The sequence below is a fragment of the Erwinia amylovora genome (assembly GCF_017161565.1).
Taxonomy (GTDB): domain Bacteria; phylum Pseudomonadota; class Gammaproteobacteria; order Enterobacterales; family Enterobacteriaceae; genus Erwinia; species Erwinia amylovora.
The window spans coordinates 2,503,981-2,527,419 of sequence record NZ_CP066796.1; the positions used below are offsets into that span (position 1 = coordinate 2,503,981).

Sequence of the window (23,439 nt, forward strand, 5' to 3'; positions counted from 1 at the left end):
AATGCCTTACAGTTGATGGTTATCCAGCAGCGCCTGACAGGCCGGCGGCAGCGGAGGCGGTTCACGCTTCACCGGCGGCGTGCTGCCCGGTTTTGGCGGCGCAAACCAGCTTTGCAGTTCGGTTCCACAACCGTCGCCGGGCGGCGGCACGGGCTGCTCTTCACACTGCAGGCTGCCCGCCGGACAGCGCAAGCGTACGTGCATATGCGCACGGTGCTGGAACCACGGCCGCACTTTACGCAGCCAGCCGCGATCGCTTCCGGCATCCGCACACAGCTGCTGTTTAATCGCCGGGTTTACGAAAATGCGCGTGACGTCGCTGTCCTGCGCCGCCAGTTTGATCAGGCTGCCAATTTCCGGCTGCCAGTGACGTGCCACCACGTTTTTTCCGTCGGTGGCCACCAGATCCAGCGGCTGGGGTTTGAGCAGCATCTGCTGAGTCCAGCGCCGTTTCGGCAGCTGCAACCAGATATCGACATCAAGGCCGGACTGATGGCTGGCGTGGCCGCTGCTGAAGCGCCCGCCTGCCGCCATGCCCATATCCCCGATCAGCACTTCCCCCAGCCCCAGCCGATCGGTACGGTTGGTGAAACGCAGAATAAAGGCGATCAGGTCAGGATGACCAAAAAAACGACGCTGGTCGCTGCGCATCACCTGATAACCCGCCGCATCCAGCGGCAGCGGCTGCGCGCCGATGATACAGCCGTTAGCAAAACCGCCTATCGACTGCGGTGCACCGCTAACGGGCTGGTAGACGGTCTGCCACGGCGTAGCAGCCCGAACCGTGGTGGCGCAAAGCAACAGCGCTGCCAGCATCTTTTTCATGGTGTTACCCGCGTGGCGTATCGGCGTGAACGTCAGCGTTTTGCCCACGATGACGCAACAGATGATCCATCAGCACAATGGCCATCATCGCTTCAGCGATGGGCACCGCGCGGATGCCGACACAAGGGTCGTGACGGCCTTTAGTGACCATCTCCACTTCTTCACCGCTGCGGTTAATGGTTTTACCCGGTACGGTAATGCTGGAGGTCGGCTTCATCGCCAGGTTGGCGGTTACCGTCTGGCCACTGCTGATACCACCAAGAATGCCGCCCGCATGATTGCTCTGGAAACCGTTGGCCCGAATTTCATCGCGATGCTCACTGCCGCGCTGGTTAACCACGGCGAAACCATCACCGATTTCAACGCCCTTAACGGCATTGATACTCATCAGCGCATGGGCCAGATCGGCATCCAGACGGTCGAATACCGGTTCACCAAGGCCAACCGGGACGTTTTCCGCCACCACTGCCACTTTGGCACCGATGGAATCGCCCTCTTTCTTCAATGCGCGCATCAGTTCATCCAGCGCATCCAGCTTGTCCACATCCGGGCTGAAAAACGGGTTCTGCTCCACCTGCTGCCAGTCTTTCAACTCGCAAACTACGTCACCCATCTGTGCCAGATAGCCGCGTACTTTGATGCCGTGCTTCATATCCAGGTATTTTTTGGCAATCGCTCCGGCCGCCACGCGCATCGCCGTTTCACGGGCTGAAGAGCGGCCACCGCCACGATAGTCGCGAAATCCGTATTTACCATCGTAGGTGAAATCTGCATGACCGGGACGATAGAGTTCTTTTATCGCACCGTAATCCTGCGAGCGCTGATCGGTATTTTCGATCAGCAGTCCAATGCTGGTTCCGGTGGTACGTCCTTCGAACACCCCGGAGAGGATCTTCACCCGGTCCGGCTCGCGACGCGGAGTGGTATAGCGTGAAGTGCCCGGGCGACGTCGATCAAGATCGTGCTGCAAATCGTCTTCGGTCAGTGGAATGCCCGGTGGAACGCCATCAACGATGCAGCCAAGAGCGATGCCGTGGGATTCACCAAACGTCGTGACCCGGAATAGTTGTCCAATGGTATTACCCGCCATGCTGGCTCCTCGCGAAATTCAGTCTCAATCTTTGTACATTGTAAAGTGATGTTGCGCGTCGATCAGTTGCTGTCTGGTCAGCATAAATACGCCATCACCGCCATTTTCAAATTCCAGCCAGGTGAACGGCACATCCGGGTACTGGTTGATAAGGTGCACCATGCTGTTACCCACTTCGCAGATCAGTACCCCCTGCTCGCTCAGATAATCTGCTGCACAGCCCAGAATACGCCGCGCCAGCGTCAGGCCATCGTTGCCCGCCGCCAGCCCCAGTTCCGGCTCGTGGCGGTACTCATTCGGCAGGTCATCCATATCATCAGCATCAACGTACGGCGGATTGGTGACAATCAGGTCATACTGAGTTTTCGGTAATTCGCGGAACAGGTCACAGCGGATTGGCGTCACATGCTGTTCCAGACCGTGCGCGCTGATATTCTGCTCGGTGACCGCCAGCGCATCGCCGGAGATATCCACCGCGTCGACCTCGGCTTGCGGGAAAGCCCAGGCACAGGCTATGGCGATGCAGCCGCTGCCGGTGCACATATCCAGAATGTGCTGCGGCTGGTGGCCGATAATGCCGGCAAAATGCTGGTTAATCAGTTCGCCGATCGGCGAGCGTGGTACCAGCACGCGCTCATCGACGTAGAATTCGTGCCCACAGAACCAGGCTTTATTGGTAAGGTAAGCCACCGGAATACGTTCATTAACCCGGCGGATCACGCGCTCAACGATGCGCTGGCGCTCGCTCAGGGTGAGACGCGCAGTACGCATATCCTCCGGAATATCCAGCGGCAAATAGAGCGTGGGAAGCACCAGCTGGACGGCTTCGTCCCAGGGATTATCGGTGCCGTGACCGTACCAGATATCAGCGGCAGCAAAGCGGCTGACCGACCAGCGCAACATATCCTGAATAGTGTGCAGCTCATTGACTGCTTCATCGACAAAAATTTTGTCCAAGGTGCCCTCCGCAGGCCGTTCTGTGAAACCCGGGCGCTAGTTTGCCACGAAGCCGGCAATAATTCAGCGCAGAGGGGGTGAAAAAACTGAGATTTGTTTTAGCCTGAGAGGAGGAAAAGGTAGACTTACAGTATCAAATTGAGGGAATAGCGAAGTGAGCTATCCGATAATTCAGCCTTCACAGAATAGCGATTGCCAGAAATGAGTAAAAAAGAGAAGCTCAGTGCGGAAGAAAAGGCATTGTTTCGCGGGCTGATGAGCGGCACGCGTCAGCTGGCTCAGGATACGATTGTCCACAGGCCGCCGCGCAAAAAAATGAATCAGATACCGGTGAAACGCCTGCTGTCTGAACAGGTCGACGCCAGCCACTATTTTTCCGATGAGTTTCAACCGCTGCTGGCCAGCGAGGGCGCTGTTCGCTATGCACGCCGTGACGTCAGCCACTATGAGCTAAAAAAACTACGCCGGGGGGATTATACGCCAGAGATTTTTCTCGACCTGCATGGTCTGACGCAGCAGCAGGCGAAACAGGAACTGGGCGCGCTGATTGCTGCCTGCCGCCGCGAACACATCTTCTGCGCCAGCGTGATGCACGGTCACGGCAAGCATATTCTCAAGCAACAGACGCCGCTGTGGCTGGCACAGCATCCGTGGGTGATGGCTTTTCATCAGGCACCTAAACCGTTCGGCGGAGACGCCGCGCTGCTGGTGTTGATTGAAGTGGAAGAGTGGCAGCCGCCGCAGCTGCCTTAGGCTTTGCCGGCGATAAATGACGCGGCGTTATTGTGCCTGATTTCCGACATATTATACGCGGGGCACCCTTAGGGGGCGCCCCGCAATGCCGTCAGATAGCCTTAGCCAGTTTTGCCGGCGAAACCTGCCATTCCAGCTCGCCCGCCGAGTTAGCCGCATCAAAATCAACACAGGCGATGGCCGAAGTCGCAAACATCGGCGGCGTTTCCTGTGGGCAAAGTTCTGTCACCAGATAGCCCACCAGCGGCAGATGAGAGATCACCAGCGCCGATTTTACCCCTTCGTTAGCCAACGCATGCAGGTAACATGCCACCTGCTCCGGGTCGCCACCCGGCGTCAGCTCCGGCAGCACATCCGCACCGTCGGGCAGGGGTAGCGCCTCACGCACTGCGCTTAGCGTCTGCTGTGCGCGCAGATAAGGGCTGACCAAAACCCGCTCAATATCCACAGACTGACCGTTTAGCCACGTCGCCATCTGACGCGTTTCTTCACTGCCGCAGTGAGTCAGAGGCCTGACCGAATCACTTGCTGCTTCTAAAGCAGCATCGCCGTGACGCATTATGAAAACTTGCATATAGCACCGCTGTTGTTAAACATAAACGCCGGGGGCAACGCCATCCGACTCTTCATTCTGAGAATGAACGCTGTGTTGTACCCCAATGCCTTGACGTGAGTCAACCGATTGTTTACTTAATGAGCGCCAGATGTCACCGCCCCCGCGATCCACTTTCCGCAGCGATGAATCTAACCAGCTGAATCAGCAGGTTTGTCAGATTTAACGTCGCTTTGGTAAAAGGTTTTGCCTTCAGCCGCCATTTTTTGCAGCAGGGAGCAAGGGGTAAAACGTGGCCCGTGCTGTTGCATTAGCTGCGTTAAACAATTAACCACTTCAACGCTGCCCAGCTGGTCCATATAGCGGAACGGCCCGCCGAAGAAAGGGGGAAAACCGATACCCATTACCGCGCCGATATCGCCATCGCGCGCGCTGGCGATCCCCTGCTCACCCAGCGTGCGTGCCGCCTCGTTCAGCAGCATCATCACACAGCGGCGGGAAACAGGCTCTGCGCCAAGATGATGTTTCACCCTGACCGGCAGCAGGCGGTACAGCGTGCTGTCGACGCGCTTTTTACCGCCTTTTTGCGGGTACAGATAGAACCCACGCCCGTTTTTGCGGCCTTTACGCCCATCCTGCCATAGCGCTTCCAGCCCCGCCGGCAGCGAGAAGCGTTCGCCCCATGCGTGTTGCAGGATCGGCATAATATGCGTACCGACATCCAGCCCGACCTCATCCAGCAGCTGTAACGGGCCAAGGGGAAAACCAAACTGCACCAGCGCCCGGTCGATATATTCAACCGGTTCGCCTTCGCGCAGACAGTGCAGCGCTTCGATGATATAGGGTGCCAGAATGCGGTTGACGTAGAAGCCCGCCCGGTCGGCCACCACGATTGGCGTCTTGCCCTGTTTTCGTGCCAGCATCACCGCGGTGGCGATGGCCTGGGCAGAGGTGCCGGCATGAGGGATCACTTCAACCAGCGGCATTTTCTCCGGTGGGCTGAAATAATGCAGGCCGATGACGTTCTCAGGCCGCTGCGCGGCGGCGGCAATGTCGGCTATGGGCAAAGAAGAGGTGTTAGAGGCAAACAGCGTATGGGCGCTGCAGTTCGCTTCAATTTCCGCCACCATTTTTTGCTTCAGCGCCAGGTCTTCGAATACCGCTTCGATTACCATATCGCACTGGCGGAAGCCCTGATAATCGGTGCCGCCGGTGATAAAGGCCATCTGCTGCTGGCGCTGTGCCGCGCTCAGGCGGCGGCGATCCACCGCGCTGGTCAGCGTCTGCCAGCTGGTTTTCAGCGCATGGTTAATGCCGTTGGCATTGATGTCTTTGATGCGCACCGGCAACCCGGCACGAGTAGCGGTTATGCAGGCAATACCGCCGCCCATCAGGCCACCGCCCAGTACGCCAATGCGTTTCAGTTCATGGGGTTCAACACCAAAGTGCGCTTTTTTTAACCCAGTGGTGGCGAAAAACAGGCTGCGCAGCGCGGCAGACTGCGGGGTCATCACCAGTTCACCAAACGCCTGTGCTTCAGCTGAATAGCCGCTGCCGCCCGGCGTCAGCCCGCAGCGCACCACGCTGAGAATTTTTTCCGCCGCCGGATAGTTGCCGTGGGTTTGCGACCGCGTCCGGCGCTGTGCCAGCGTAAACAGCACCGCGCGGCCGGGCGCGCTGGTCAACAGCCGTTCGCTCAGAGAGGGACGCGGCGCGGTAGTGAGCGGCTTTAGCGCCAGCTGCACTGCCGCGTCCAGCAGAATGGCGTGATCGACCGTCTCGTCCACCAGCCCGCAGCGTAATGCGCTACGGGCATCCAGCGTTTTACCCGTCAACATCATCTCTAACGCCACGCGGATGCCAGTCAGGCGCGGCAGACGCTGCGTCCCGCCGGAACCCGGCAGCAGGCCGAGCTGCACTTCCGGTAAGCCAAGCCGGGTTTTATCATCCAGCGAACAGACGCGGCGATGGCAAGCCAGCGCCAGTTCAAGGCCGCCGCCGAGGCAGGCACCGTGGATAGCCGCAACGACCGGGAACGGCAGTGCGGCTATCTCCGCCATCGCCTTTTGCCCGGCCTGAGCCAATGCGGTCGCCTGCTGTGCATGGTGGCAAGCGGCGATCGTGCTGATATCCGCCCCAACAATAAAGCTGTCAGGCTTAGCCGAAATCAGTACCAGCCCGGCCAGATGCGGGTTCGCCCGCGCCTGCCGGACAAGCGCCAGAATATCGGCGGCAAATTCGACTTTCAGCGTGTTGACCTTTTCATGCGGCACATCGATGGTGATAACGCCGACCCGATCCGGGCGCAAGGTAAGGCTCAATGCAGATGGCAGATCCATTATTCAACCTCCAGAACCATCGCCGCCCCCAGCCCACCGGCGGCGCAAGCGGTCACCAGCCCCAGCCCGCCACCGCGACGACCCAGCTCGTTCAGCGTCTGAGTAATCATTCGCGCCCCGGTAGCGGCAAACGGATGGCCAAAGGCGATAGAACCGCCCAGCACGTTAAACCGGTCAGGATCAACCTCTCCCAGGGCGCGTGAACGATTGAGCACCTCACGGGCAAAGCGCTCATCGGCAAACATCTTCAGGTTTGCCAGGGTTTGTGCCGCGAAGGCTTCGTGCATGTCAATCAATCGCAAATCGGCGAGTGTAATCCCGGCGCGATCCAGCGCCAGCGGCGCGGCATACGCTGGCCCCAGCAGCATGTCCTGACGGACATCAATGGCGCAGAAAGCATAGCTGCGCAGATAGCCAAGTGGCGTGATATCCAGCTGCCTGGCGCACGATTCCGTCATCATGATCACCGCCGCCGCGCCGTCGGTTAGCGGCGTACTGTTAGCGGCGGTTACCGTGCCGTGGCGGCGGTCAAACGCCGGGCGCAGACGTGCATAATCTTGCAGGGTGGAATCAGCACGCACGTTGTTATCCTGTTCAAACGGCTGTTTCCACGGCGGCACACAGGCAATCATCACCTCATCACTCAACAAGCCCCGCTGCCAGGCGCTGGCGGCGTGTTGATGAGAGCGCAAAGCCAGCACGTCCTGCTGTTCACGCGTGATGCCGTGACTTTTCGCCATCTGTTCAGCGCTATCGCCCATGCGCAACCCGGTGGAGTATTCGGCCACCGCTGGCGCTATCGGCAGCAGGTCGCGTGGGCGCAGCTGGCTGCACAGCTTTAGTTTTTGGCCCAGGCTACGCGCTTTGCTAACGTCAACCAGCAGTCGCGCCAGTTTTTTGCTGACGCCAATCGGCAGCACCGATGACGAATCCGCCCCTCCGGCAATCCCCGCCTTAATGGTACCGGCCATCAGGCTTTCCGCCACGTTTACCACTGCCTGGAAGCTGGTGGCACAGGCGCGGCTGACGCTGTAAGCGTCCGTGTGGGCGCTCAGGGCGCTGGCAAGCACGATTTCACGGGCAATATTGGGCGCTTCCGGCATCTGTACCACCTGACCGAAAACCAGTTGTTCAATAACCCCGGTGGGGATTTCGCTACGCGCCAACAGTTCACTGACCACCATGCGCCCCAGCTCCAGTGCCGGGATGCCGTGGAAGGCCGTCGCCTGGCGAGCAAACGGGGTGCGTAACCCGTGGGTGATAGCAATGCGGTCGGCCTGACGCGTCAGCAGAGGTATTACCTTGCTCATGTTTATCACCTGTTTCCCGTTGCCAGATGGCATCACTGTCAGAGAGATTTAACCCGAACAGTGTTAACCAGAATGCCTGTGCACGCCACGGCAGGGTGATAAAAGTGCGGGAGCGAGCACGGTTCAGCTGCCTGCGCGCGTGCTTTGTCACTCAGGTGGCAAAGCATGGCCTGTGGCTGTTGCTGAAATGCGCGCTATAGCTGGCTGTGCAGTCGGGTTATCCAGATTGGCACCCACCGTCACCACCGCAGCAGGCTGCTGTTTCCCCGGTATGACAACGCTTGATGGCATCAGTGGTACCTTTGGCGGCTACCAGCCTTTTCAGGCGGCAGCTCAATTTGTAAGGATGTCAGTTTACGCCCGGCTTTATTTCGCCTTCACGGGTATGCGCTTGTCAGGGGCTTGAGTGACAGAAATCACACGCTTGCTTGCTGCAAAACCGTTCTGCAGGAAAGGAATGGCCATCAGATGTAAGTTTTTTGTTAAGCAGATCTCTTTTTCAACATCATTTTGCCTCAAAGAAAAAAACAATATTGCAAGTTGTTTACTGCTCATACCTATACTGGCAGCACTGGTCTGATTTGTTCGCCGTGTTCCAGTCCCTACAATCCCTTTTTTTTGTTACTTATGGTAACAGATCTTAATAATAATCAGATAATGAGGTTGTGGTTATGAACCATAAAAACCTGCTTGCTAAATCTGCCCTCACAGCGGCAGTGGCGTTAGTTTCTTCCCATGCTTTAGCGGCTGGCTTCCAGCTAAACGAATTCTCAACCATTGGTTTGGGGCGCGCTTATTCTGGCGAAGGCGCCATGGGAGATACTGCGGCTTCCGCCAGCCGCAACCCGGCAACCATGGCATTAATGGATCGCCCGATGTTTTCCATCGGCGCGGTGTTTATCGATCCTGATGTCAACGTTGACGGGCAGTCCGCTTCCGCCAACAGCCTGAGGGCCAATAACATCGCCCCAACGCAGTGGGTCCCCAACATCCACTATGTGCAACCTCTTAGTGACCGCTGGTGGGTGGGGGCTTCTGCTACCAGCAATTATGGTTTGGCGACAGAATTTAACGATGGCTACGCGGGCGGTCCGTTTGCTGGCAAAACCGACCTGATGACCATGAACCTTAATTTGAGCACTGCTTATCGCCTTAACCGGCATTTTAGCTTTGGTATCGGCCTTGACGCCGTATACGCACGGGCAAAAATTGAGCGCACTATTGGTGAACTGGGGGCGTTATTGCCCGCTTACGGCCTGCCAGCTGCGCCAGCAGATACTCAAATCGCCCATCTGAAAGGGGATGAGTGGGGATATGGCTGGAATGCCGGCGCTCTGTACGAAGTTGACGATAATAACCGCTTTGGCCTGAGCTACCGATCGGAAGTCAAAATTGACTTTGACGGAGATTATCGCAGCGCTGTGCCGGTGGCATATAACGCGATTGGCTCTCAGTTTGGCTTACCGACGGGGACCGGCGGTAATACCGTGCCCGGTTCATTGTCTCTGCATCTGCCGGAAATGTGGGAAGTGTCCGGTTACCATAAGGTCGCGCCTCAATGGGCGGTACATTACAGCATGGCCTATACCAGCTGGAGCCAGTTCCAGCAGTTGAAAGCCACCGGCAGCAATGGTCAGGAACTGTTCTATAAAGATGAAAGCTACCACGATGCCTGGCGCATCGCGTTGGGAACCAGTTATTTCTACGATAAAAACTGGACCTTCCGCAGCGGTATTGCATTCGATGACAGCCCGGTTCCGGCTGGTAAGCGCTCCATTTCCATCCCCGATCAGGATCGGCTGTGGTTAAGCGCCGGCACCTCGTATGCATTTAATGAAAATGCCTCAGTTGACGTAGGCGTCTCTTATATGCATGGTCAGAGGGTCACCGTTAAAGAGGGCAACGATCCGGTTGCCAGTCGCCAGAATGGTCAGTCAACACCTTATGTCTTTAATTCCAGCGGCAAAGCCTGGTTGTATGGCGCAAGCTTTAACTATAAGTTCTGAGTCAATCCCGGCTTAACCCGAAAAAACCCCGCGCCTGGCGGGGTTTTCTGTTATACGCCTGTTACTGCGCATCGATATTGCCAATATCGCCTTGGATCGCCGCGGCGTTAGGATTTTCCTGCGGGATTAACTTGCCGTCACTGGCCAGGAAATCGTGATGCTGGAAGTAGGCCGCGCGCATAAACGCGTAAGGATCGTTTGAGTTTCTGACGATGGCATCCGAGTCCAACAGCTGGGCGCGGGTTTCAATCCCTTCCACTGCCCACTTACCGGCAGACATCCACCATGTCAGCCAGCTAAGCGGCGGATAGATATAATCCACCATGCCACCCACGTTTTCACGCGGCGTAAAGCCACCGTAGCCCGGGAGTTCAACATAGGTGCCGTAACCCACGCCGTAGTGACCGAGGGTACTGCCGAAAGCGCGGTTCTCTTCTTTTGCCAGTTTCGGGTTGGCCATGCTTGCGACGTCAATCAGTCCGCCCATCCCTAACAGGGTATTAAGGAAGAAGCGATTGAAGTGAACCATCGCCTTGTACGGTTCCCCTTCAATGAAATAGTTAACCATTGAGGCAGGCTCACCCAGGTTACTGGTGAAATTGCTCAGTCCGTTACGGGCAGGGAGCGGCAAATAATCACGCCATGCTACCGCCACCGGACGTACAACATACGGGTCGAGCACGTTGTAGTTAAAATTGAACATGGTGCGGTTGAAGCCTTCCAGCGGATCGGAATGCCCCGCTGGTTCATCCGCCGTTGGTGAACTGGCACAGCCCACCATCAGTACGCTTGCCAGTGCTAAGCCCGTCAGGCGATAGTTCATAGTTATCTCCCAGTACTGCTTTTTGTGAATTCTCGCCCGCTACTGCCGGTTTATGTCAACGGCAAGCTGCTGTTGACCCGTGAATGGCGTTACCGCACTCAGACCGTACCAGTCACCGGGTTGCGGATTAGCGCTACCGTCGCGTGAAATGCGTATGCGCACCTGCAACTGACGCTGCGCGGATAACACGCGATCCGGCATCATGGCATGACTGTCGTCCAGCGTGAGTGATAAAGGAAAATGGCTCAACGGCACTTTTTTTACCGCGACCGGAACCGGTGAAATGCCATCCGTTACAGAAATATACAACACTCCGCGCAACGGCAACATTTTTTCTGCTGCATCTGACAATTTTACCGTCAATGCCAGCTGGCTTTCCTGTAAACCCGAGGCGCTTTTGGCCTGAGCGATACTGCGCCGGATCGGGACGACCCGCTTATCGTCAGCCGGTAACAGCTGCAGCATTTTCTGCCAGATACCCATCGCATGGGCGTAGTTTTGCAGGCTGAAGTCATTAAATGCCAGTAATCCCAGCAGCTGTAAATTGCGCTCATCATGGCTGACCATCTCGTTCAGCATGGCGTTCGCCTCGCGGTTATCCTGCGGGTCGCCGGAACGGGCCAGCACCTCAACATAGCCGATCTTCGCCCCGGCATTGTTGGGGGACAGCTGCGAAGCACGACGAAAGGCCTGCGAGGCGCTGGTGGCATTATTCAGCGCCATATCGAGACGCCCCAGCAGCATCCAGTCGTTCACATTTTCAGGATACTGCTGTAGCTCAGTGCGTAGGCCCAGCGCCAGCCTTGCCAGCTGCTCCATCGTTAGCGGGCGAGCATTGGGGTTCATCGCCTGTGCGCGCAGTGCGGGCAGCTCGTTTTGCACTTGCTGCCAGGCCAGCAGCTGTTGCAGCCCCCCCGCCTTTAAATAGACGCCGCAGCTGACTAACAGCAAGACCACTACCCCAGGCAGCAATACCCGGCGGCTAACCTGGCGCTGGATCACGGGCGACCGTTCAGGAATATCCATGAGCAGGGCGAGTTGCAGTTCGCGTACCATTTCCGGCCGGTCGTCAACCACGCCTTGTGCTTCATCGTCTTCCAGTTCACGCAGTCGCTGATGATAAAAGCGCTGGTTTAACGTGTCGCGATCGTTCGCGCTGGCGCTGTTACCACGGCTGCCTGCCAGCACGACCAGCACGCAGCTCGCCACCAGCAGCAGCGCAATAATCAGCCAAAATCCGCTCATGGTTGCTTGCCGTTTTTGTGTAACAGAGCACGAAGACGCTGCTGCTGCCGGGCATCCAGTACCAGGGGAGGACGGCGCCTGCGACTGCGCAGAATGATGACCAGTGCGCCAATGGCGACAAACAGCGCCGGGCCAGCCCAGAGGATCAGAGTTAATGGAGTGAGCGGTGGCTGGTACGAGACAAAATTGCCGTAGCGCGCCACCATATAATCTTTAATCTGTTCTGGCGTCTGCCCGGCGCGCAGCAGCTGATACACTTTGCGCCGCATATCCCCGGCGATCATGGCGTTAGAATCGGCAATGCTGTTGTTCTGGCATTTAGGGCAGCGCAGCGATTCGGTCAGATGACGGAACTGCTGCTGCCGGGCAACGGAGTCAAACGGGTAAATATCACCGCTATCGGCCTGAGCCAGGCAGCTGAACAACAGCGTGACCAGCAGGATCAGGTAACGCTTCACGCTCCGCCCTCCTGGCCGTACTTCTGCCACAGCGGCTTCACTTCCCCGCCCCATACCCGCTCATTCAGCTCACCGGTGTGGCGATAGCGAATAATGCCGCGACCGTCGATCAGGAAAGTTTCCGGTGCGCCGTACACGCCGAGATCCAGCCCGAGCATGCCATCCCCGTCATACAGGCTCAACGCATAGGGATCACCCAGGGTATTAAGCCAGCGAATGGCTTTCTGCCGATCGTCCTTGTAGTTCAGCCCCACCACGCGCACTCCCTGCGTTGCCAGCGAGTTGAGGAACTGGTGTTCTGCATGACAGGTTGGGCACCAGGTAGCCCAGACGTTCAGCAGCAGCGGTTTACCGTCCTTCAGCACCGACTGGTCAAAGGTTTTACCCGGCTCATCCAGCGACTCCAGCTTAAACACCGGAACCGGTTTGCCCAGCAGCGCTGATTCAAGGCGCGTCGGATCGTCGCCTTCGGCATTACGGTTGAGCTGCCACAGCAGCGCGGCGGCCAACAGCAAAAACAGTACCAGCGGAATATAGAGAACTTTCTGGTTCATAGCGGATCCTCTGGCGATTGTTTACGCACGCGGTAGCGTGGGTCCAGCAGGCATAAAACGCCGCCGAGCGCCATCAACACGCCGCCAAACCAAATCCAGCGCACAAAAGGTTTATAATACAGACGTACCGCCCACGAGTCGCCGTCCAGCTCCTCGCCCAATGCGGCATAGAGATCGCGGGTGAAGCCGCCGTCAATCGCCGCCTCCGTCATCATCGTGCGCGCCGCGCTGTAGTAGCGTTTTTCGGCGCGCAGCGTGGCTTCGTCATGGCCGTTGCGGGTGACGTCAATCAGGCCAACGCCACCGGAATAGTTCGGCCCCTGCAAGCGGGCTACATCGCGAAACGTGAAGTGATACTGATTGATATCCACGCTATCCCCGGCCTTCATGCGCACATCGCGCTCCACGCTGTAGTTCTGACTAAAGGCAATACCAATCACCGTCACCGCCACGCCGAGGTGGCCCAGCACCATGCCCCAGTGGCTGCGCGACAGGTGGCGCAGACCGCTGAAGAAGCGATGGCGATGAGTGGCGCGTTCGTGCAGCTCGATCAGCGTCAGGATAATCACCCACAGCGCCATCAGCAGCCCCACCACCGTCATTGCCTCAATGCGATCCTGCATCAGCCACGGCAGCAGGATTGACAGCAGCAGCGTCGCCACCAGCGCCAGCGCCAGCCGTTTCCACAGTTTCTGCGGCTCGTCACGCCGCCAGCGCACCAGAGGCCCGATGCCGAGCAGCAGCGCCAGCGGGGCCATCAGCCAGCTGAACAGCGTATTAAAGAACGGCTCGCCGATGGAGATCGTGCCAAGACCGAGCTGCTTATGCACCAGCGGCAGCAGCGTGCCGAGCAGCACCACCAGCATGGCAGCAATCAGCAGCACGTTATTACCCAGCAGGAAAGATTCACGCGACCAGACTTCATTCTGTACCCGGCTGCGCACCTTGCCACCGTTGATGGCGTACAGCAGCAGCGATCCGCCGATAACGATGATCAGGAAGGCGAGAATAAACATGCCGCGCGCCGGATCGGAGGCAAATGCGTGCACCGATACCAGCACCCCGGAGCGCACCAGGAATGTACCTAACAGACTGAGGGAAAAAGCGGTAATCGCCAGCAGCACGGTCCAGGCTTTGAAGGTGCCGCGTTTTTCAGTGACCGCCAGTGAGTGGATCAGCGCCGTACCGGCCAGCCACGGCATAAACGAGGCGTTTTCTACCGGGTCCCAGAACCACCAGCCGCCCCAGCCGAGTTCGTAGTAAGCCCACGCCGACCCCAGCACAATGCCAATGGTGAGAAACACCCAGGCGGCCGTGGTCCACGGACGCGACCAGCGCGACCAGGCCGTATCAAGCCGCCCGGTCATCAGCGAAGCAATTGCAAAGGCAAACGCTACCGAGAAACCCACATAGCCCATATACAGCAGCGGCGGATGGAAGATCAGTCCGATATCCTGCAGCATTGGATTAAGGTCGCTGCCCTCAATCGGAAAATCCGGTAGCGTGCGGCTAAACGGATTCGAGGTGAGCGTGATAAACAGCAGGAAACCGAGATTGATCATGCCCATCACCGCCAATACGCGGGCAATCGCCTCCAGCGGCATCGTGCGGCTAAGCAGCGCCAACGCCAGCGTCCAGCCGCTAAGCAGTAAAACCCAGAGCAGCAGCGAGCCTTCATGCGCCCCCCAGCTGGCAGCGACCCGATAATAAACCGGCAGCAGCGTGTTGGAGTTAGCCGCCACGTAGGCCACGCTGAAATCATTGACCACAAAAGCATGTACCAGAATCAAAAAGGCGGCGGCGATGCAGGCAAAGAGCGCACAGGACAGTGGACGAGCCAGCCCCATCAGCCGCAAATCCTGGCGCGCGGCGCCCCATAGCGGATAGGCGCTAAGCAGCAATGACAGCGCCAGCGCCAGGCACAGCAGAAAACTGCCAATTTCAGGGATCATGACGACCTCACGCTGTTGTCGCCAGCGACCGGGGCAGAATGGTTGTTCTTCATCGCTTCATTAATTTCAGGCGGCGTGTATTTTTCATCGTGTTTCGCCAGCACCTCTTTGGCGATAACGTGAGTGGCGTCCCGTAAGACGCCCTGTGCCACCACGCCCTGCCCTTCCCGGAATAAGTCCGGCAGGATGCCATCGTAGCTGACGCTAATCACCCCGCTGGCATCGTAAAGTTTGAATACCACCTGCAAAGAATGCGGGTCACGCTTAACGCTGCCTGGCATCACCATTCCCCCCACGCGCAGCCGCTGGCCCGTTTCCGGCTTCAGCTGTCGATCCCCTTTGCCATTGATCATTTCGCCCGGGGTATAAAACAGATCGATGTTGGCGCGCAGTGCGTACATCACCAGCGCCGTTGCCAGCCCCAGTCCGACCAGCAACACCATCAGCAGTACCAGGCGATGTTTACGACGGGGGGTCATGCTTGCTCCCCGGCAACGGCCTGTGTCGCGGTTTTTACTTTTGCCGCCTGCATACGCTGCTCACGCGCCTGACGCCGACGGATGTCGGCCAGCAGACGACGGCGCTGCCAGCAGGTATGCCCAACCAGCGCTGCAAAAGAGAGCAGAGTAAAGACGACTGCCAGCCAGACGTAGAAGGCATAGCCCCCCATGGCGAAGAAATCCGGCCAGGAGGAGAAAGCGGGCGTCATATTTTGCGTCCTCCCTTTGCGGCCAGCTCCGACACCCACGGGCGGTGGCGTTCAGCCTGCAACAGCAGATTGCGCAGACGCATCAGCGTCAGGGCAATAAACACCAACAGATAACCGAGAATAGACCAGCGCAGCGGCACGCGCATGCTGGGATCGATGGCCTGCTGTAAAACGCCGGAAGAGCCTTGATGCAGGGTATTCCACCACTGCACCGAGTAGTGAATAACCGGGAGATTGACTACGCCAACCAGCATCACAATACCCGCCGCGCGCCCGGCCATACGGCGATCGTCAACCGCGTGATAGAGCGCTATCGCTCCCGTATAAAGGAACAGCAGCACCAGTTCAGAGGTCAGACGCGCATCCCAGATCCACCAGGTCCCCCACATCGGTTTTCCCCAGGCGGAGCCGGTCACCAGGGCGATAAAGGTGAACACCGCACCGACCGGAGCCATTGCCATTGCCGCAAGATCGGCGGTCTTCCACTGCCACACCAGCCCAATCAACGCAGCTGTCGCCATTGATACATAGATACCCATCGACCAGATAGCGGCAGGCACATGAACATAGATAATGCGATAGCTGTTGCCCTGCTGATAATCTGAAGGAGCAAAGCCGAATCCCCACGCCCAGCCAAGCAGTAAAGCCGCAACGCCGGGAATGACAAACCACGGCACCAAACGGCCGCATAACCGGTACAGCCGCTCCGGCTTGCCCAGTTGATGTATCCATTTCAACATTGTTTTATTGCTCACAATAAAAGTTGATGCGTGCTGTTTAGCCAACGGTGCTGACCGCGCGCGGTGTATCGCACCTGGCTATCGGCCAGTTAGTTCAGGCTTACGCGCAATGCTGCTGCGGTGGCAAAAGGTGCAATCGCGGCGCTGCCTGCCAGTATAGCTCCGAGCATAGCAAGATAGCCGTTTATCGCCAGCCCCTGCGTAGCGGCATCGATGGCCGCGCTGGCAAAAATCAGCACCGGCACCGCCAGCGGCAGCACCAGCAGACTGAGTAAAACCCCGCCGCGATGCAGCCCCACCGTCAGGCCAACGCCAATCGCGCCCAGCAGGCTTAGCGTTGGCGTGCCGAGTAATAATGTTAGCGCCATCGCTCGCCAGCTGGCGAAATCCAGCGCCAGCAACAGCGCAATCAGCGGCGACAGCAGCAGCAGCGGCAATCCGGTCACCAGCCAGTGAGCGGTGACTTTACTTATCACCGTCAAGGGAAGCGGCGCGGGCAGCAGCAACAGCTGTTCCAGCGACCCATCAAGAAAATCATCGCGGAACAGCCGTTCCAGCGCCAGCAGTGACGACAGCAGCGCCGCTACCCAGACGATACCGGGAGCAATACGCGCCAACAGCTGCGGATCCGCCCCCAATCCCAGGGGAAACAGCGTTACCACAATCAGAAAAAACCACAACGGGTTAAGGATGTCCGCAGCGCTGCGAAAAGCAATTCGCAACTCACGTTTCAGCACGGGGAAAAACATCAGTCGCCCCCCGCGCTGAGAGAAATGCGGCGCAGATTGCGTACCGATGCGGGAAGCTCCTGGTGTGTCGTCAGAATAACGGCGCCACCTTGCTGCGTATGGTGCACAAACCGCGCCATCAGCTTTTCCACCCCGGATTGATCTATCGCCGTAAACGGCTCGTCAAGGATCCACAACGGCACCTGGCTTAACCATAGCCGGGCCAACGCCACACGACGCTGCTGACCGGCCGAAAGCTGTGCTACCGGCAGCTCTTCAAAACCGGGCAGGTCCACCTGCTCCAGCGCGTGCCACAGCTCGTCCTGCGAACACTGCGCATGCCAGAAACTCAGGTTTTCGAATGGGGTTAGCAGCGCCTTAATTCCGGGCTGGTGGCCAAGGTACAACAGGCTGGCATAATAATTTTCACGCTGGTGCTGAATAAGCTGCCGCCGCCAGAGCACCTGGCCCTGTTCTGCACGGCTCAGGCCAGCAAGGATACGCAGAAGAGAGGTTTTCCCCACGCCATTAGGCCCTTCAAGCTGCACAATATCGCCCGGTGATACGGTGAAACTGAGGTCGCTAAACAGCGCTCGCTCGTTGCGCAGACATGTCAGATTTCGGGCTGCCAGCATAGAAGAAAAGTCGTATAGTGTTAAATTTGTTGGAGGATAGTAGCATAAACCGGGTGATAACTGCATCAGGCCAGGCTGGGGCTTAAAGCGTATTATCCCTGACTCCGTTTGACAAACGCCGCTTTCCACCACCGGGTTATTGCCAATGCTGGCTTTAAGCGTTGGCAGCCTGGCGAGCTGCGTATAACCCGCGATGCTTAGCCGCAAACCCGTTCCTTTAGGTAAAAATGGATAGCAGACAGATCGATACCCCTCTGCCTGAAAGCAAGGAAGGTTCTCAGGGTGCTGTGTAAAAGGGGGATTAAGAGACATGACCTGCACGCGCGGCGGCCATACATAAGCAAAATCGTCGGGAGGGGAGAAAAGATGCGCAGCGCGACCGGCTGGCACTATTGCTCTTTCACCGGCCGCTGGCTTGCCGACGGGCGCATCGTTGGGGGCGCAGCTAAATGATAAGGCGGCGCCGTTCGAAGCCAAAGAGGGCTAAAAAGATCGCCGTACTCGGCTTTTTTTCGGGATAAAGCAACCCGGTAACCGGGTTTGGCTGAACGATTAACTCCTCTGAATAACATCTCTGGCATGATGATTGCATTCATCAGCCTGCTTTATGGAAAATGACAATGCCAGCATTCACTGGCGAGAGGCATTTTATTTTTGGTAGGTATCCCTGGTGTCAGGCAAATACGCACTGTCCTTTTGCTGTCTGGCTTCCCTGATTTATAGTGTATTCTTGAGATTATGATCCGCTTTGGAACGTATACTAACATCAAAAAGAGAATGAATCGAGTGGGATTTGAGTGTCATTTTGCGTTTTTTTTGAGTGACATTATCATTATTCAATCTAATCAATAAGATACATTGGTAAAAAAAATTTCTTCTCACAGTCCAATCCTGTAAGATTTGCTAATGCATTACGGCAGATACACCAACCGTACTCACACTGATAACCCTTCAATTGACGACGATGATGGACAAAAAAACAACAAACCTGGAAAAAGTCCACGATTTGCTTGGAAAGAAAGGTGTGGATAAAAGAAAACAATCTTCAACCCTGGCGGAAATACTCGGCATCAAATACAACAGCGCCAAGCAGAAGCTCGATGGAAAAAGAAGTATATCGCTTACGGAGATAAAAAAAATATATCGATATTTCAACGACTCATTTGATGGCAGCAGAGATTACAACTGTGTTTTTGTCATGAATGATATGCATGTAAGATGCAATGTTGACGTGGATCCCGAAGTCGCAGAAACGATCAAAGCTGACGAAAACTACGCTGTCAAAGATGGCCTGAATTATATTATTAACGCCAGCCAAAACAGAAAAAATGCCAATGCGTACCGGGTAAGAAAACTTGAATTCTTACCCGCGCCTAAAATAGCAATACTGGATAATGATGCTGATATCCTTGAATTATTGCAGTCTGTTTGCAGCAGATTTGGTATTGAAGCAGAGACGTTTCAAACCAAAGATGAGATTCTAAAGGTCATGTCAATGCAGACTTTTGACTGCTTTGTTATAGACTGGTTACTGGATTACGGAGAAAATTCCGAACAGGTGATAGATGCCATCAGAGAACAGAATGAAAAGTCCACTATTATCCTGCTCACCGGGCAATTGAACCAGCATGAAAAAGATATTGGTAAAGCGATAATGAAATATGGCGTTGAAATAATAGAGAAGCCAACCAGAACCTTTATTATCTCTTCCATTCTCTTGAATAACCTATTTTTCAAAGACTGAGGCAAGTTAATGAGCATTATTTTTCATAAGTTAACTGAACGGAACTTGAAAGACATCTACGAAATCAGATTTTCAGTGCATGAGAATCAGCTGCACGACCATCAGATTGGCTATATGCAGCGGGAACAGGTTCTGGAAGACATCAATCAAGGTGGCGGATGGATCTGTCAAGCAGGTGATGAATATGCCGGATACGCACTTGGCATATTTGTTCCAGAACCTCTTATTGGCGGACTTTTTGTTAAGCCTGAACATCATAACAAGGGCATTGGAACACAGCTTTTATTACGGGTTACTCAATGGTTTTTTGACCAGGAAACGACAGAGATCAGTTTAACCACCGATCCCGGATCAAAAGCTGAATATTTCTACCAGCAACGGGGATGGCAACCTTCGGGTATCGATGAGTTTGGCCAGCTAATTTTAAAAAAATATCGGGGGAAATAATGAAATATATTTTTCTCATGCTTTCAATATTCTTCAGTAACCTCTGTTCGGCAGAAGAAGACGCATTGGTATTAATCCATCATGGTACTAAAATTTACATCACTACCGCTGATTTAGAGAAATTACCGTCATGGGAAATCAAAACCTCAACCAACTTCACGCCACAGAGCATTTTTACCGGGGTAAAACTCAGTGATTTGCTCGAAAATTATCATGTCAGCTCAGAAGTGATACGCGCATTTGCATGGGATGATTATAGCTACACGTTACCCGTTGCGGAGCTTATTAAATATAGTGTGATACTTGCCTATAAAAAAAATAATGAATATATGGATATGTCTGAAATGGGCCCCTATGCAATTATCTATCCGAGAGACAATTATCATGAGCTGAAAACCTTGGAAGTAAACGCAAAAACCGTTTGGCAGGTTAAAACCATCGAGAGTTTGTAATGAAAAGAACCTATCTGTATGTCGTTATCCTTGCACTTGTTTTTACAGTAATGATATTCAGTACGATTAATAAATTTAATGGTGTAAGAGAACAGTATAAAACCATCGAGCCTAATCTGGATAACTATTCAACCGCTGAAATCACGATGCTTGCATTTGAACGCATGAAAGTTGCATTGCTTAGCACGGAGAATAACAATGAATTCCTAATAAGAAAGAAAATTTTTGACTCCAAAATAAAAATACTTGAAAACAAGTCCGATAATAATATCGATTTTTTTTACGACAATGAATTCCTTATTTTAATTAAAAAAATCAGAAACCAAAGCGAGCAGTTAAGCATGATCTATTCCGCTAACGCTAATATCGCAGATCGTAAGCTGAAGACTCTTAGCTTTATGAATGACATGCAACCTACGCTGACAGATTTACAGGAAGTTATCTACCGAATACAAATAAGCCATTTCTACGCAACCAAAAATATCATTAAAGACAACTCAACCTATACCAAATATTATGCTTTGTTATGTATATTTCTCTCTTTTATACTGATTATGCTTTTGTGGCGACACATCACTAAATTAAAAGAGACACTGTTAAAAAAGAATATATTTATCTCAGCAATATATCATGAACTCTCCAGCTCAATTCAAAAAATACAGCTGTCTTCTGAAATGATTGATATACACAACGATGTATTTGGTGCAGCCAGGTACATCAACAATATAAAGCTGCATTCAAATAAAATTTTCCATCAGACCCGAGAAATCCTTGAATACTCAAAAATCGAGATAGGTAATATACAACTTAACGAATCAACTTTTTATTTGAAGGATTTGCTTCATGAGGTGGCATCGTCCTTTGATAATACCAACGGCAACGCTGTAAGCATAAATTGCACATCAAAAAACCGTCGGATCCGCTCTGACAAACAGAAACTGCTGTCGATTATCATTAACTTATTGGATAATGCTAATAAGAATACTAAAAATGGCACAATTTATCTTTCGCTGAAGCTCGTTGATTCCTTCCTTTATCTGTATGTGAAGGACAACGGATGTGGTTTTGATATAAAAAATATCAATACGCTTTATCGCCCCTTCAATCAGGGCGCTGAAAAAGAGACCCGGCAAGGACTGGGCCTGGGGCTGACCATTATCAAGAATTACGTTAAAATTTTTAATGGGAAAATCAGAGCCAGATCGCGTCTGAATATGGGGTCAACATTCCTGGTGCGCGTTGCTGTAGAACCTGCATAGTTTTTCATCTGCATCACAAATGAGGTTGATATAAGGTTAAGCTTGAAAAATCATGAGTTTTTACGCTAAGATAGCGCCCCGATTGAGCAAGCCACTCAGCGCAGTTCAACGTCTCCTTAGTTAAATGGATATAACGAGCCCCTCCTAAGGGCTAGTTGCAGGTTCGATTCCTGCAGGGGACAATACTTCACAGTTCGCCGCCCTCCGCGTTAGTTCGCCAAATCCCTGTAAAATCAGCTATGCCGCATATCAACAGTTCGCAACAGTTCGTAGCGGTTCGCTGACAGCCGCCTCACGAAACGGTAATTAGTGGGTAAATATTTTACTTACGCTGACTGTAAAGCAGGCCGAAGCAACCAAACCTGGGGGAATTGATGCAGAATGTCTGAAAGCAACGGACTGAAGCGGGTGGTTTCACCATCTGCAAAAATTATGGCGGTGACGTGCCTGATTGCCGGGTAAAGAAAAAATTTTCACGGTGAGTCACTTCACACTCATCTCCCGGCAAGAGGCAAAGGGAAGCGCATGGCTGGTGAGTAAAGATAACTCTGAGGCACTGGCCCCCTGCTCAATATAAGCGATTGTCCGCTATGGCGCGCATATCGCTTCCGGTTGGAGCCTGATGAATGCGCAGGCCAAACTCGCTCACTACGGCAAACACATGGTCAAAAATATCTGCCTGGATGCTTTCGTATTCCAGCCATACCACGGTATTGGTAAAAGCGTAGATTTCCAGCGCCAGGCCTTCTGCTCCCGGAGCCATCTGGCGCACCATCAAGGTCATGTCCTGGCGGATGCACGGGTGCTGACGAAGATACTCGGTCAGATAGGCGCGGAAAGTGCCGACGTTCGTCATCTTACGCTGGTTCAGCACCGAAACTGGCCCTGCATTCTTTCCGTTCCAGCTGGCAATTTCCTCCTGACGAGACGCCATATAAGGCAACAGCAGGCGGGCTTGAGCCAGTTTTTCCTGCTCATCCGTGGTCAGAAAGTGGATGCTGGTAGTGTCAATGTTAATACAACGCTTAATGCGACGGCCGCCAGAGGCCGACATACCGCTCCAGTTTTTAAATGCGTCGGAAACCAGAGCATAGGTGGGGATAGTGGTAATGGTGTTATCCCAGTTACGCACTTTTACCGTGGTCAGCCCAATATCCGTCACCGCGCCGTCAGCCCCGTATTTCGGCATCTCCAGCCAGTCCCCAAGCCTGAGCATATTGTTGGCAGAAAGCTGAATACCTGCCACCAGCCCCAGGATTGGGTCTTTGAAAACCAGCATCAGGACGGCGGCCATCGCGCCCAGCCCGCTGATCAAAATTGCCGGAGATTTTCCAATCAGCAGCGAGATCATCATAATGCCAACGACCATAGCGGCGACAAGCTTAACGCCCTGTAGCAATCCCTTGAGCGGGAAATGTGCAGCAAAAGAGAAACGGTTCGATAAACTGTTCACCACATCCAGCAGCGAGAAAAATGACATCAGGGCGTAGAGCATGATCCACAACTGTGCACAGGCTGCCAGAATAGCAGCTGCATCGCTGCCTTTTTGCAGCCATAGCACCGCCTGAACATTGACAATGATCCCTTGCAGGGTAAATGCCAGTCGGCGAAAAAGCTTATGCTCCGTAAGGATGTGCAACCAGAGATGCTGGCTGGCCTTAGCACGTTTTTCACAGGCTGCCAAAACGATGCGATGAAGCACAAAGTGAACGATGACGGCCGTCAGAAAAATAATAGCGAAGATTAACGTCAGTGAAATAGCATGATCAGGTGCAATACCGAACTGCTTGAGTTGTGCAATCAATTGCTGCATAGCGTCTCCTTAAAACCAGCGGTGATCATGCCTTGAGCTGCGGACAG

At 54.4% G+C, this 23,439-nt stretch carries 25 protein-coding genes and 1 tRNA gene; 7 read left to right on the top strand and 19 right to left on the bottom strand.

The features are described 5' to 3' along the window. Nucleotides 1-6: 6 nt before the first annotated feature. Genes mepA through prmB form a run of 3 tightly spaced genes read right to left on the bottom strand, consistent with a single transcriptional unit; the run spans nucleotide 7 to nucleotide 2,872 of the window. Nucleotides 7-825, bottom strand: coding sequence for a penicillin-insensitive murein endopeptidase (gene mepA, locus JGC47_RS11515; protein WP_004158717.1), 819 nt, complete (start codon nucleotides 823-825; stop codon nucleotides 7-9). A gap of 4 nt (nucleotides 826-829) precedes the next feature. After that, the gene (gene aroC / locus JGC47_RS11520) at nucleotides 830-1,915 is read right to left on the bottom strand and encodes a chorismate synthase (protein ID WP_004158718.1); all 1,086 of its coding nucleotides are present in this window, start codon (nucleotides 1,913-1,915) and stop codon (nucleotides 830-832) included. Nucleotides 1,916-1,939: 24 nt separating this feature from the next. Continuing rightward, on the bottom strand, nucleotides 1,940-2,872 hold the full coding sequence (gene prmB, locus JGC47_RS11525; protein WP_004158719.1) for a 50S ribosomal protein L3 N(5)-glutamine methyltransferase: 933 nt from the start codon (nucleotides 2,870-2,872) through the stop codon (nucleotides 1,940-1,942). 201 nt (nucleotides 2,873-3,073) lie between these two features. Here prmB and smrB point away from each other — a divergent pair, with 201 nt between their 5' ends. Then, nucleotides 3,074-3,625, top strand: coding sequence for an endonuclease SmrB (gene smrB, locus JGC47_RS11530; protein ID WP_004158721.1), 552 nt, complete (start codon nucleotides 3,074-3,076; stop codon nucleotides 3,623-3,625). Between the two features lie 91 nt (nucleotides 3,626-3,716). Here smrB and sixA read toward each other — a convergent pair whose 3' ends face one another. The 5 genes from sixA to JGC47_RS11555 all read right to left on the bottom strand — a co-directional run bounded on the left by sixA (nucleotide 3,717) and on the right by JGC47_RS11555 (nucleotide 8,382). Beyond that, complete coding sequence (gene sixA, locus JGC47_RS11535; RefSeq protein WP_004158725.1) at nucleotides 3,717-4,199, bottom strand: phosphohistidine phosphatase SixA; 483 nt, start codon at nucleotides 4,197-4,199, stop codon at nucleotides 3,717-3,719. Between the two features lie 170 nt (nucleotides 4,200-4,369). Beyond that, nucleotides 4,370-6,517 carry a fatty acid oxidation complex subunit alpha FadJ gene (gene fadJ, locus JGC47_RS11540; protein WP_004158726.1) on the bottom strand — a complete coding sequence of 716 codons (2,148 nt, stop codon included), beginning with the start codon at nucleotides 6,515-6,517 and terminating at the stop codon, nucleotides 4,370-4,372. Continuing rightward, nucleotides 6,517-7,827 (bottom strand): acetyl-CoA C-acyltransferase FadI, encoded by a 1,311-nt coding sequence (gene fadI, locus JGC47_RS11545; RefSeq protein WP_004158728.1) that lies wholly within the window; start codon nucleotides 7,825-7,827, stop codon nucleotides 6,517-6,519. Before fadI ends, fadJ begins: the two co-directional genes overlap by 1 nt. A gap of 147 nt (nucleotides 7,828-7,974) precedes the next feature. Beyond that, on the bottom strand, nucleotides 7,975-8,118 hold the full coding sequence (locus JGC47_RS11550) for a hypothetical protein (RefSeq protein WP_162010773.1): 144 nt from the start codon (nucleotides 8,116-8,118) through the stop codon (nucleotides 7,975-7,977). Between the two features lie 75 nt (nucleotides 8,119-8,193). Beyond that, nucleotides 8,194-8,382 (bottom strand): hypothetical protein, encoded by a 189-nt coding sequence (locus JGC47_RS11555; protein WP_004158731.1) that lies wholly within the window; start codon nucleotides 8,380-8,382, stop codon nucleotides 8,194-8,196. A 116-nt stretch (nucleotides 8,383-8,498) separates the two neighbouring features. Here JGC47_RS11555 and fadL point away from each other — a divergent pair, with 116 nt between their 5' ends. Next, nucleotides 8,499-9,833 (top strand): long-chain fatty acid transporter FadL, encoded by a 1,335-nt coding sequence (gene fadL / locus JGC47_RS11560; RefSeq protein WP_004158735.1) that lies wholly within the window; start codon nucleotides 8,499-8,501, stop codon nucleotides 9,831-9,833. Between the two features lie 61 nt (nucleotides 9,834-9,894). Here the strand turns inward: fadL and mlaA are convergent, their stop codons facing one another. The 10 genes from mlaA to ccmA form a co-directional block, all read right to left on the bottom strand. Continuing rightward, nucleotides 9,895-10,656, bottom strand: a complete 762-nt coding sequence (mlaA, locus tag JGC47_RS11565) for a phospholipid-binding lipoprotein MlaA (protein WP_004158736.1) — start codon at nucleotides 10,654-10,656, stop codon at nucleotides 9,895-9,897. Nucleotides 10,657-10,695: 39 nt separating this feature from the next. Next, entirely contained in the window at nucleotides 10,696-11,901 is a 1,206-nt protein-coding gene (gene ccmI / locus JGC47_RS11570; protein WP_004158738.1) for a c-type cytochrome biogenesis protein CcmI, read from the bottom strand. Beyond that, nucleotides 11,898-12,359, bottom strand: coding sequence for a cytochrome c-type biogenesis protein (locus JGC47_RS11575; protein ID WP_004158743.1), 462 nt, complete (start codon nucleotides 12,357-12,359; stop codon nucleotides 11,898-11,900). Before JGC47_RS11575 ends, ccmI begins: the two co-directional genes overlap by 4 nt. After that, nucleotides 12,356-12,913, bottom strand: a complete 558-nt coding sequence (locus JGC47_RS11580) for a DsbE family thiol:disulfide interchange protein (RefSeq protein WP_004158745.1) — start codon at nucleotides 12,911-12,913, stop codon at nucleotides 12,356-12,358. Before JGC47_RS11580 ends, JGC47_RS11575 begins: the two co-directional genes overlap by 4 nt. Further along, the gene (locus tag JGC47_RS11585) at nucleotides 12,910-14,865 is read right to left on the bottom strand and encodes a heme lyase CcmF/NrfE family subunit (protein WP_004158750.1); all 1,956 of its coding nucleotides are present in this window, start codon (nucleotides 14,863-14,865) and stop codon (nucleotides 12,910-12,912) included. Before JGC47_RS11585 ends, JGC47_RS11580 begins: the two co-directional genes overlap by 4 nt. Beyond that, on the bottom strand, nucleotides 14,862-15,344 hold the full coding sequence (gene ccmE / locus JGC47_RS11590) for a cytochrome c maturation protein CcmE (RefSeq protein WP_004158752.1): 483 nt from the start codon (nucleotides 15,342-15,344) through the stop codon (nucleotides 14,862-14,864). Before ccmE ends, JGC47_RS11585 begins: the two co-directional genes overlap by 4 nt. Then, nucleotides 15,341-15,574, bottom strand: a complete 234-nt coding sequence (gene ccmD, locus JGC47_RS11595) for a heme exporter protein CcmD (protein WP_004158755.1) — start codon at nucleotides 15,572-15,574, stop codon at nucleotides 15,341-15,343. The genes ccmE and ccmD overlap by 4 nt, the downstream gene beginning before the upstream one ends. Next, nucleotides 15,571-16,314, bottom strand: a complete 744-nt coding sequence (locus tag JGC47_RS11600; RefSeq protein ID WP_004158758.1) for a heme ABC transporter permease — start codon at nucleotides 16,312-16,314, stop codon at nucleotides 15,571-15,573. The genes ccmD and JGC47_RS11600 overlap by 4 nt, the downstream gene beginning before the upstream one ends. Before the next feature lie 89 nt (nucleotides 16,315-16,403). Then, a complete protein-coding gene (gene ccmB, locus JGC47_RS11605; protein ID WP_004158760.1) occupies nucleotides 16,404-17,063 on the bottom strand; it encodes a heme exporter protein CcmB in 660 nt (219 codons plus the stop codon). Continuing rightward, the gene (gene ccmA / locus JGC47_RS11610; protein WP_099258380.1) at nucleotides 17,063-17,677 is read right to left on the bottom strand and encodes a cytochrome c biogenesis heme-transporting ATPase CcmA; all 615 of its coding nucleotides are present in this window, start codon (nucleotides 17,675-17,677) and stop codon (nucleotides 17,063-17,065) included. Before ccmA ends, ccmB begins: the two co-directional genes overlap by 1 nt. Nucleotides 17,678-18,641: 964 nt before the next feature. Here ccmA and JGC47_RS11615 point away from each other — a divergent pair. The 5 genes from JGC47_RS11615 (at nucleotide 18,642) to JGC47_RS11635 (ending at nucleotide 21,761) form a co-directional block, all read left to right on the top strand. Continuing rightward, the gene (locus JGC47_RS11615; RefSeq protein WP_004158765.1) at nucleotides 18,642-19,421 is read left to right on the top strand and encodes a helix-turn-helix domain-containing protein; all 780 of its coding nucleotides are present in this window, start codon (nucleotides 18,642-18,644) and stop codon (nucleotides 19,419-19,421) included. A 9-nt stretch (nucleotides 19,422-19,430) separates the two neighbouring features. Further along, nucleotides 19,431-19,868, top strand: a complete 438-nt coding sequence (locus JGC47_RS11620; protein WP_004158766.1) for a GNAT family N-acetyltransferase — start codon at nucleotides 19,431-19,433, stop codon at nucleotides 19,866-19,868. Continuing rightward, nucleotides 19,868-20,320 carry a putative pterin-binding protein gene (locus JGC47_RS11625; protein ID WP_004158770.1) on the top strand — a complete coding sequence of 151 codons (453 nt, stop codon included), beginning with the start codon at nucleotides 19,868-19,870 and terminating at the stop codon, nucleotides 20,318-20,320. Before JGC47_RS11620 ends, JGC47_RS11625 begins: the two co-directional genes overlap by 1 nt. Beyond that, entirely contained in the window at nucleotides 20,320-21,579 is a 1,260-nt protein-coding gene (locus JGC47_RS11630) for a sensor histidine kinase (protein WP_004158771.1), read from the top strand. Before JGC47_RS11625 ends, JGC47_RS11630 begins: the two co-directional genes overlap by 1 nt. A 110-nt stretch (nucleotides 21,580-21,689) precedes the next feature. Beyond that, nucleotides 21,690-21,761, top strand: a tRNA-Arg gene (locus JGC47_RS11635). A gap of 386 nt (nucleotides 21,762-22,147) precedes the next feature. Here JGC47_RS11635 and JGC47_RS11640 read toward each other — a convergent pair. After that, nucleotides 22,148-23,392, bottom strand: a complete 1,245-nt coding sequence (locus JGC47_RS11640) for a mechanosensitive ion channel family protein (protein ID WP_004158773.1) — start codon at nucleotides 23,390-23,392, stop codon at nucleotides 22,148-22,150. Nucleotides 23,393-23,439: the final 47 nt, after the last annotated feature.

What these genes read in the sequence shown, in the direction of transcription:
- smrB (WP_004158721.1), top strand. Translation starts at nt 3,074, where the DNA reads ATGAGTAAAAAAGAGAAGCTCAGTGCGGAAGAAAAGGCATTGTTTCGC.
- JGC47_RS11580 (WP_004158745.1), bottom strand. Translation starts at nt 12,913, where the DNA reads ATGAACCAGAAAGTTCTCTATATTCCGCTGGTACTGTTTTTGCTGTTG.
- JGC47_RS11615 (WP_004158765.1), top strand. Translation starts at nt 18,642, where the DNA reads ATGATGGACAAAAAAACAACAAACCTGGAAAAAGTCCACGATTTGCTT.
- JGC47_RS11625 (WP_004158770.1), top strand. Translation starts at nt 19,868, where the DNA reads ATGAAATATATTTTTCTCATGCTTTCAATATTCTTCAGTAACCTCTGT.
- ccmB (WP_004158760.1), bottom strand. Translation starts at nt 17,063, where the DNA reads ATGTTTTTCCCCGTGCTGAAACGTGAGTTGCGAATTGCTTTTCGCAGC.
- sixA (WP_004158725.1), bottom strand. Translation starts at nt 4,199, where the DNA reads ATGCAAGTTTTCATAATGCGTCACGGCGATGCTGCTTTAGAAGCAGCA.
- JGC47_RS11620 (WP_004158766.1), top strand. Translation starts at nt 19,431, where the DNA reads ATGAGCATTATTTTTCATAAGTTAACTGAACGGAACTTGAAAGACATC.
- ccmD (WP_004158755.1), bottom strand. Translation starts at nt 15,574, where the DNA reads ATGACGCCCGCTTTCTCCTCCTGGCCGGATTTCTTCGCCATGGGGGGC.
- ccmA (WP_099258380.1), bottom strand. Translation starts at nt 17,677, where the DNA reads ATGCTGGCAGCCCGAAATCTGACATGTCTGCGCAACGAGCGAGCGCTG.
- fadL (WP_004158735.1), top strand. Translation starts at nt 8,499, where the DNA reads ATGAACCATAAAAACCTGCTTGCTAAATCTGCCCTCACAGCGGCAGTG.
- ccmI (WP_004158738.1), bottom strand. Translation starts at nt 11,901, where the DNA reads ATGAGCGGATTTTGGCTGATTATTGCGCTGCTGCTGGTGGCGAGCTGC.
- fadJ (WP_004158726.1), bottom strand. Translation starts at nt 6,517, where the DNA reads ATGGATCTGCCATCTGCATTGAGCCTTACCTTGCGCCCGGATCGGGTC.
- JGC47_RS11630 (WP_004158771.1), top strand. Translation starts at nt 20,320, where the DNA reads ATGAAAAGAACCTATCTGTATGTCGTTATCCTTGCACTTGTTTTTACA.
- aroC (WP_004158718.1), bottom strand. Translation starts at nt 1,915, where the DNA reads ATGGCGGGTAATACCATTGGACAACTATTCCGGGTCACGACGTTTGGT.
- JGC47_RS11555 (WP_004158731.1), bottom strand. Translation starts at nt 8,382, where the DNA reads ATGAGCAGTAAACAACTTGCAATATTGTTTTTTTCTTTGAGGCAAAAT.
- JGC47_RS11585 (WP_004158750.1), bottom strand. Translation starts at nt 14,865, where the DNA reads ATGATCCCTGAAATTGGCAGTTTTCTGCTGTGCCTGGCGCTGGCGCTG.
- JGC47_RS11640 (WP_004158773.1), bottom strand. Translation starts at nt 23,392, where the DNA reads ATGCAGCAATTGATTGCACAACTCAAGCAGTTCGGTATTGCACCTGAT.
- ccmE (WP_004158752.1), bottom strand. Translation starts at nt 15,344, where the DNA reads ATGACCCCCCGTCGTAAACATCGCCTGGTACTGCTGATGGTGTTGCTG.
- mlaA (WP_004158736.1), bottom strand. Translation starts at nt 10,656, where the DNA reads ATGAACTATCGCCTGACGGGCTTAGCACTGGCAAGCGTACTGATGGTG.
- JGC47_RS11550 (WP_162010773.1), bottom strand. Translation starts at nt 8,118, where the DNA reads ATGCCATCAAGCGTTGTCATACCGGGGAAACAGCAGCCTGCTGCGGTG.
- fadI (WP_004158728.1), bottom strand. Translation starts at nt 7,827, where the DNA reads ATGAGCAAGGTAATACCTCTGCTGACGCGTCAGGCCGACCGCATTGCT.
- mepA (WP_004158717.1), bottom strand. Translation starts at nt 825, where the DNA reads ATGAAAAAGATGCTGGCAGCGCTGTTGCTTTGCGCCACCACGGTTCGG.
- JGC47_RS11600 (WP_004158758.1), bottom strand. Translation starts at nt 16,314, where the DNA reads ATGTTGAAATGGATACATCAACTGGGCAAGCCGGAGCGGCTGTACCGG.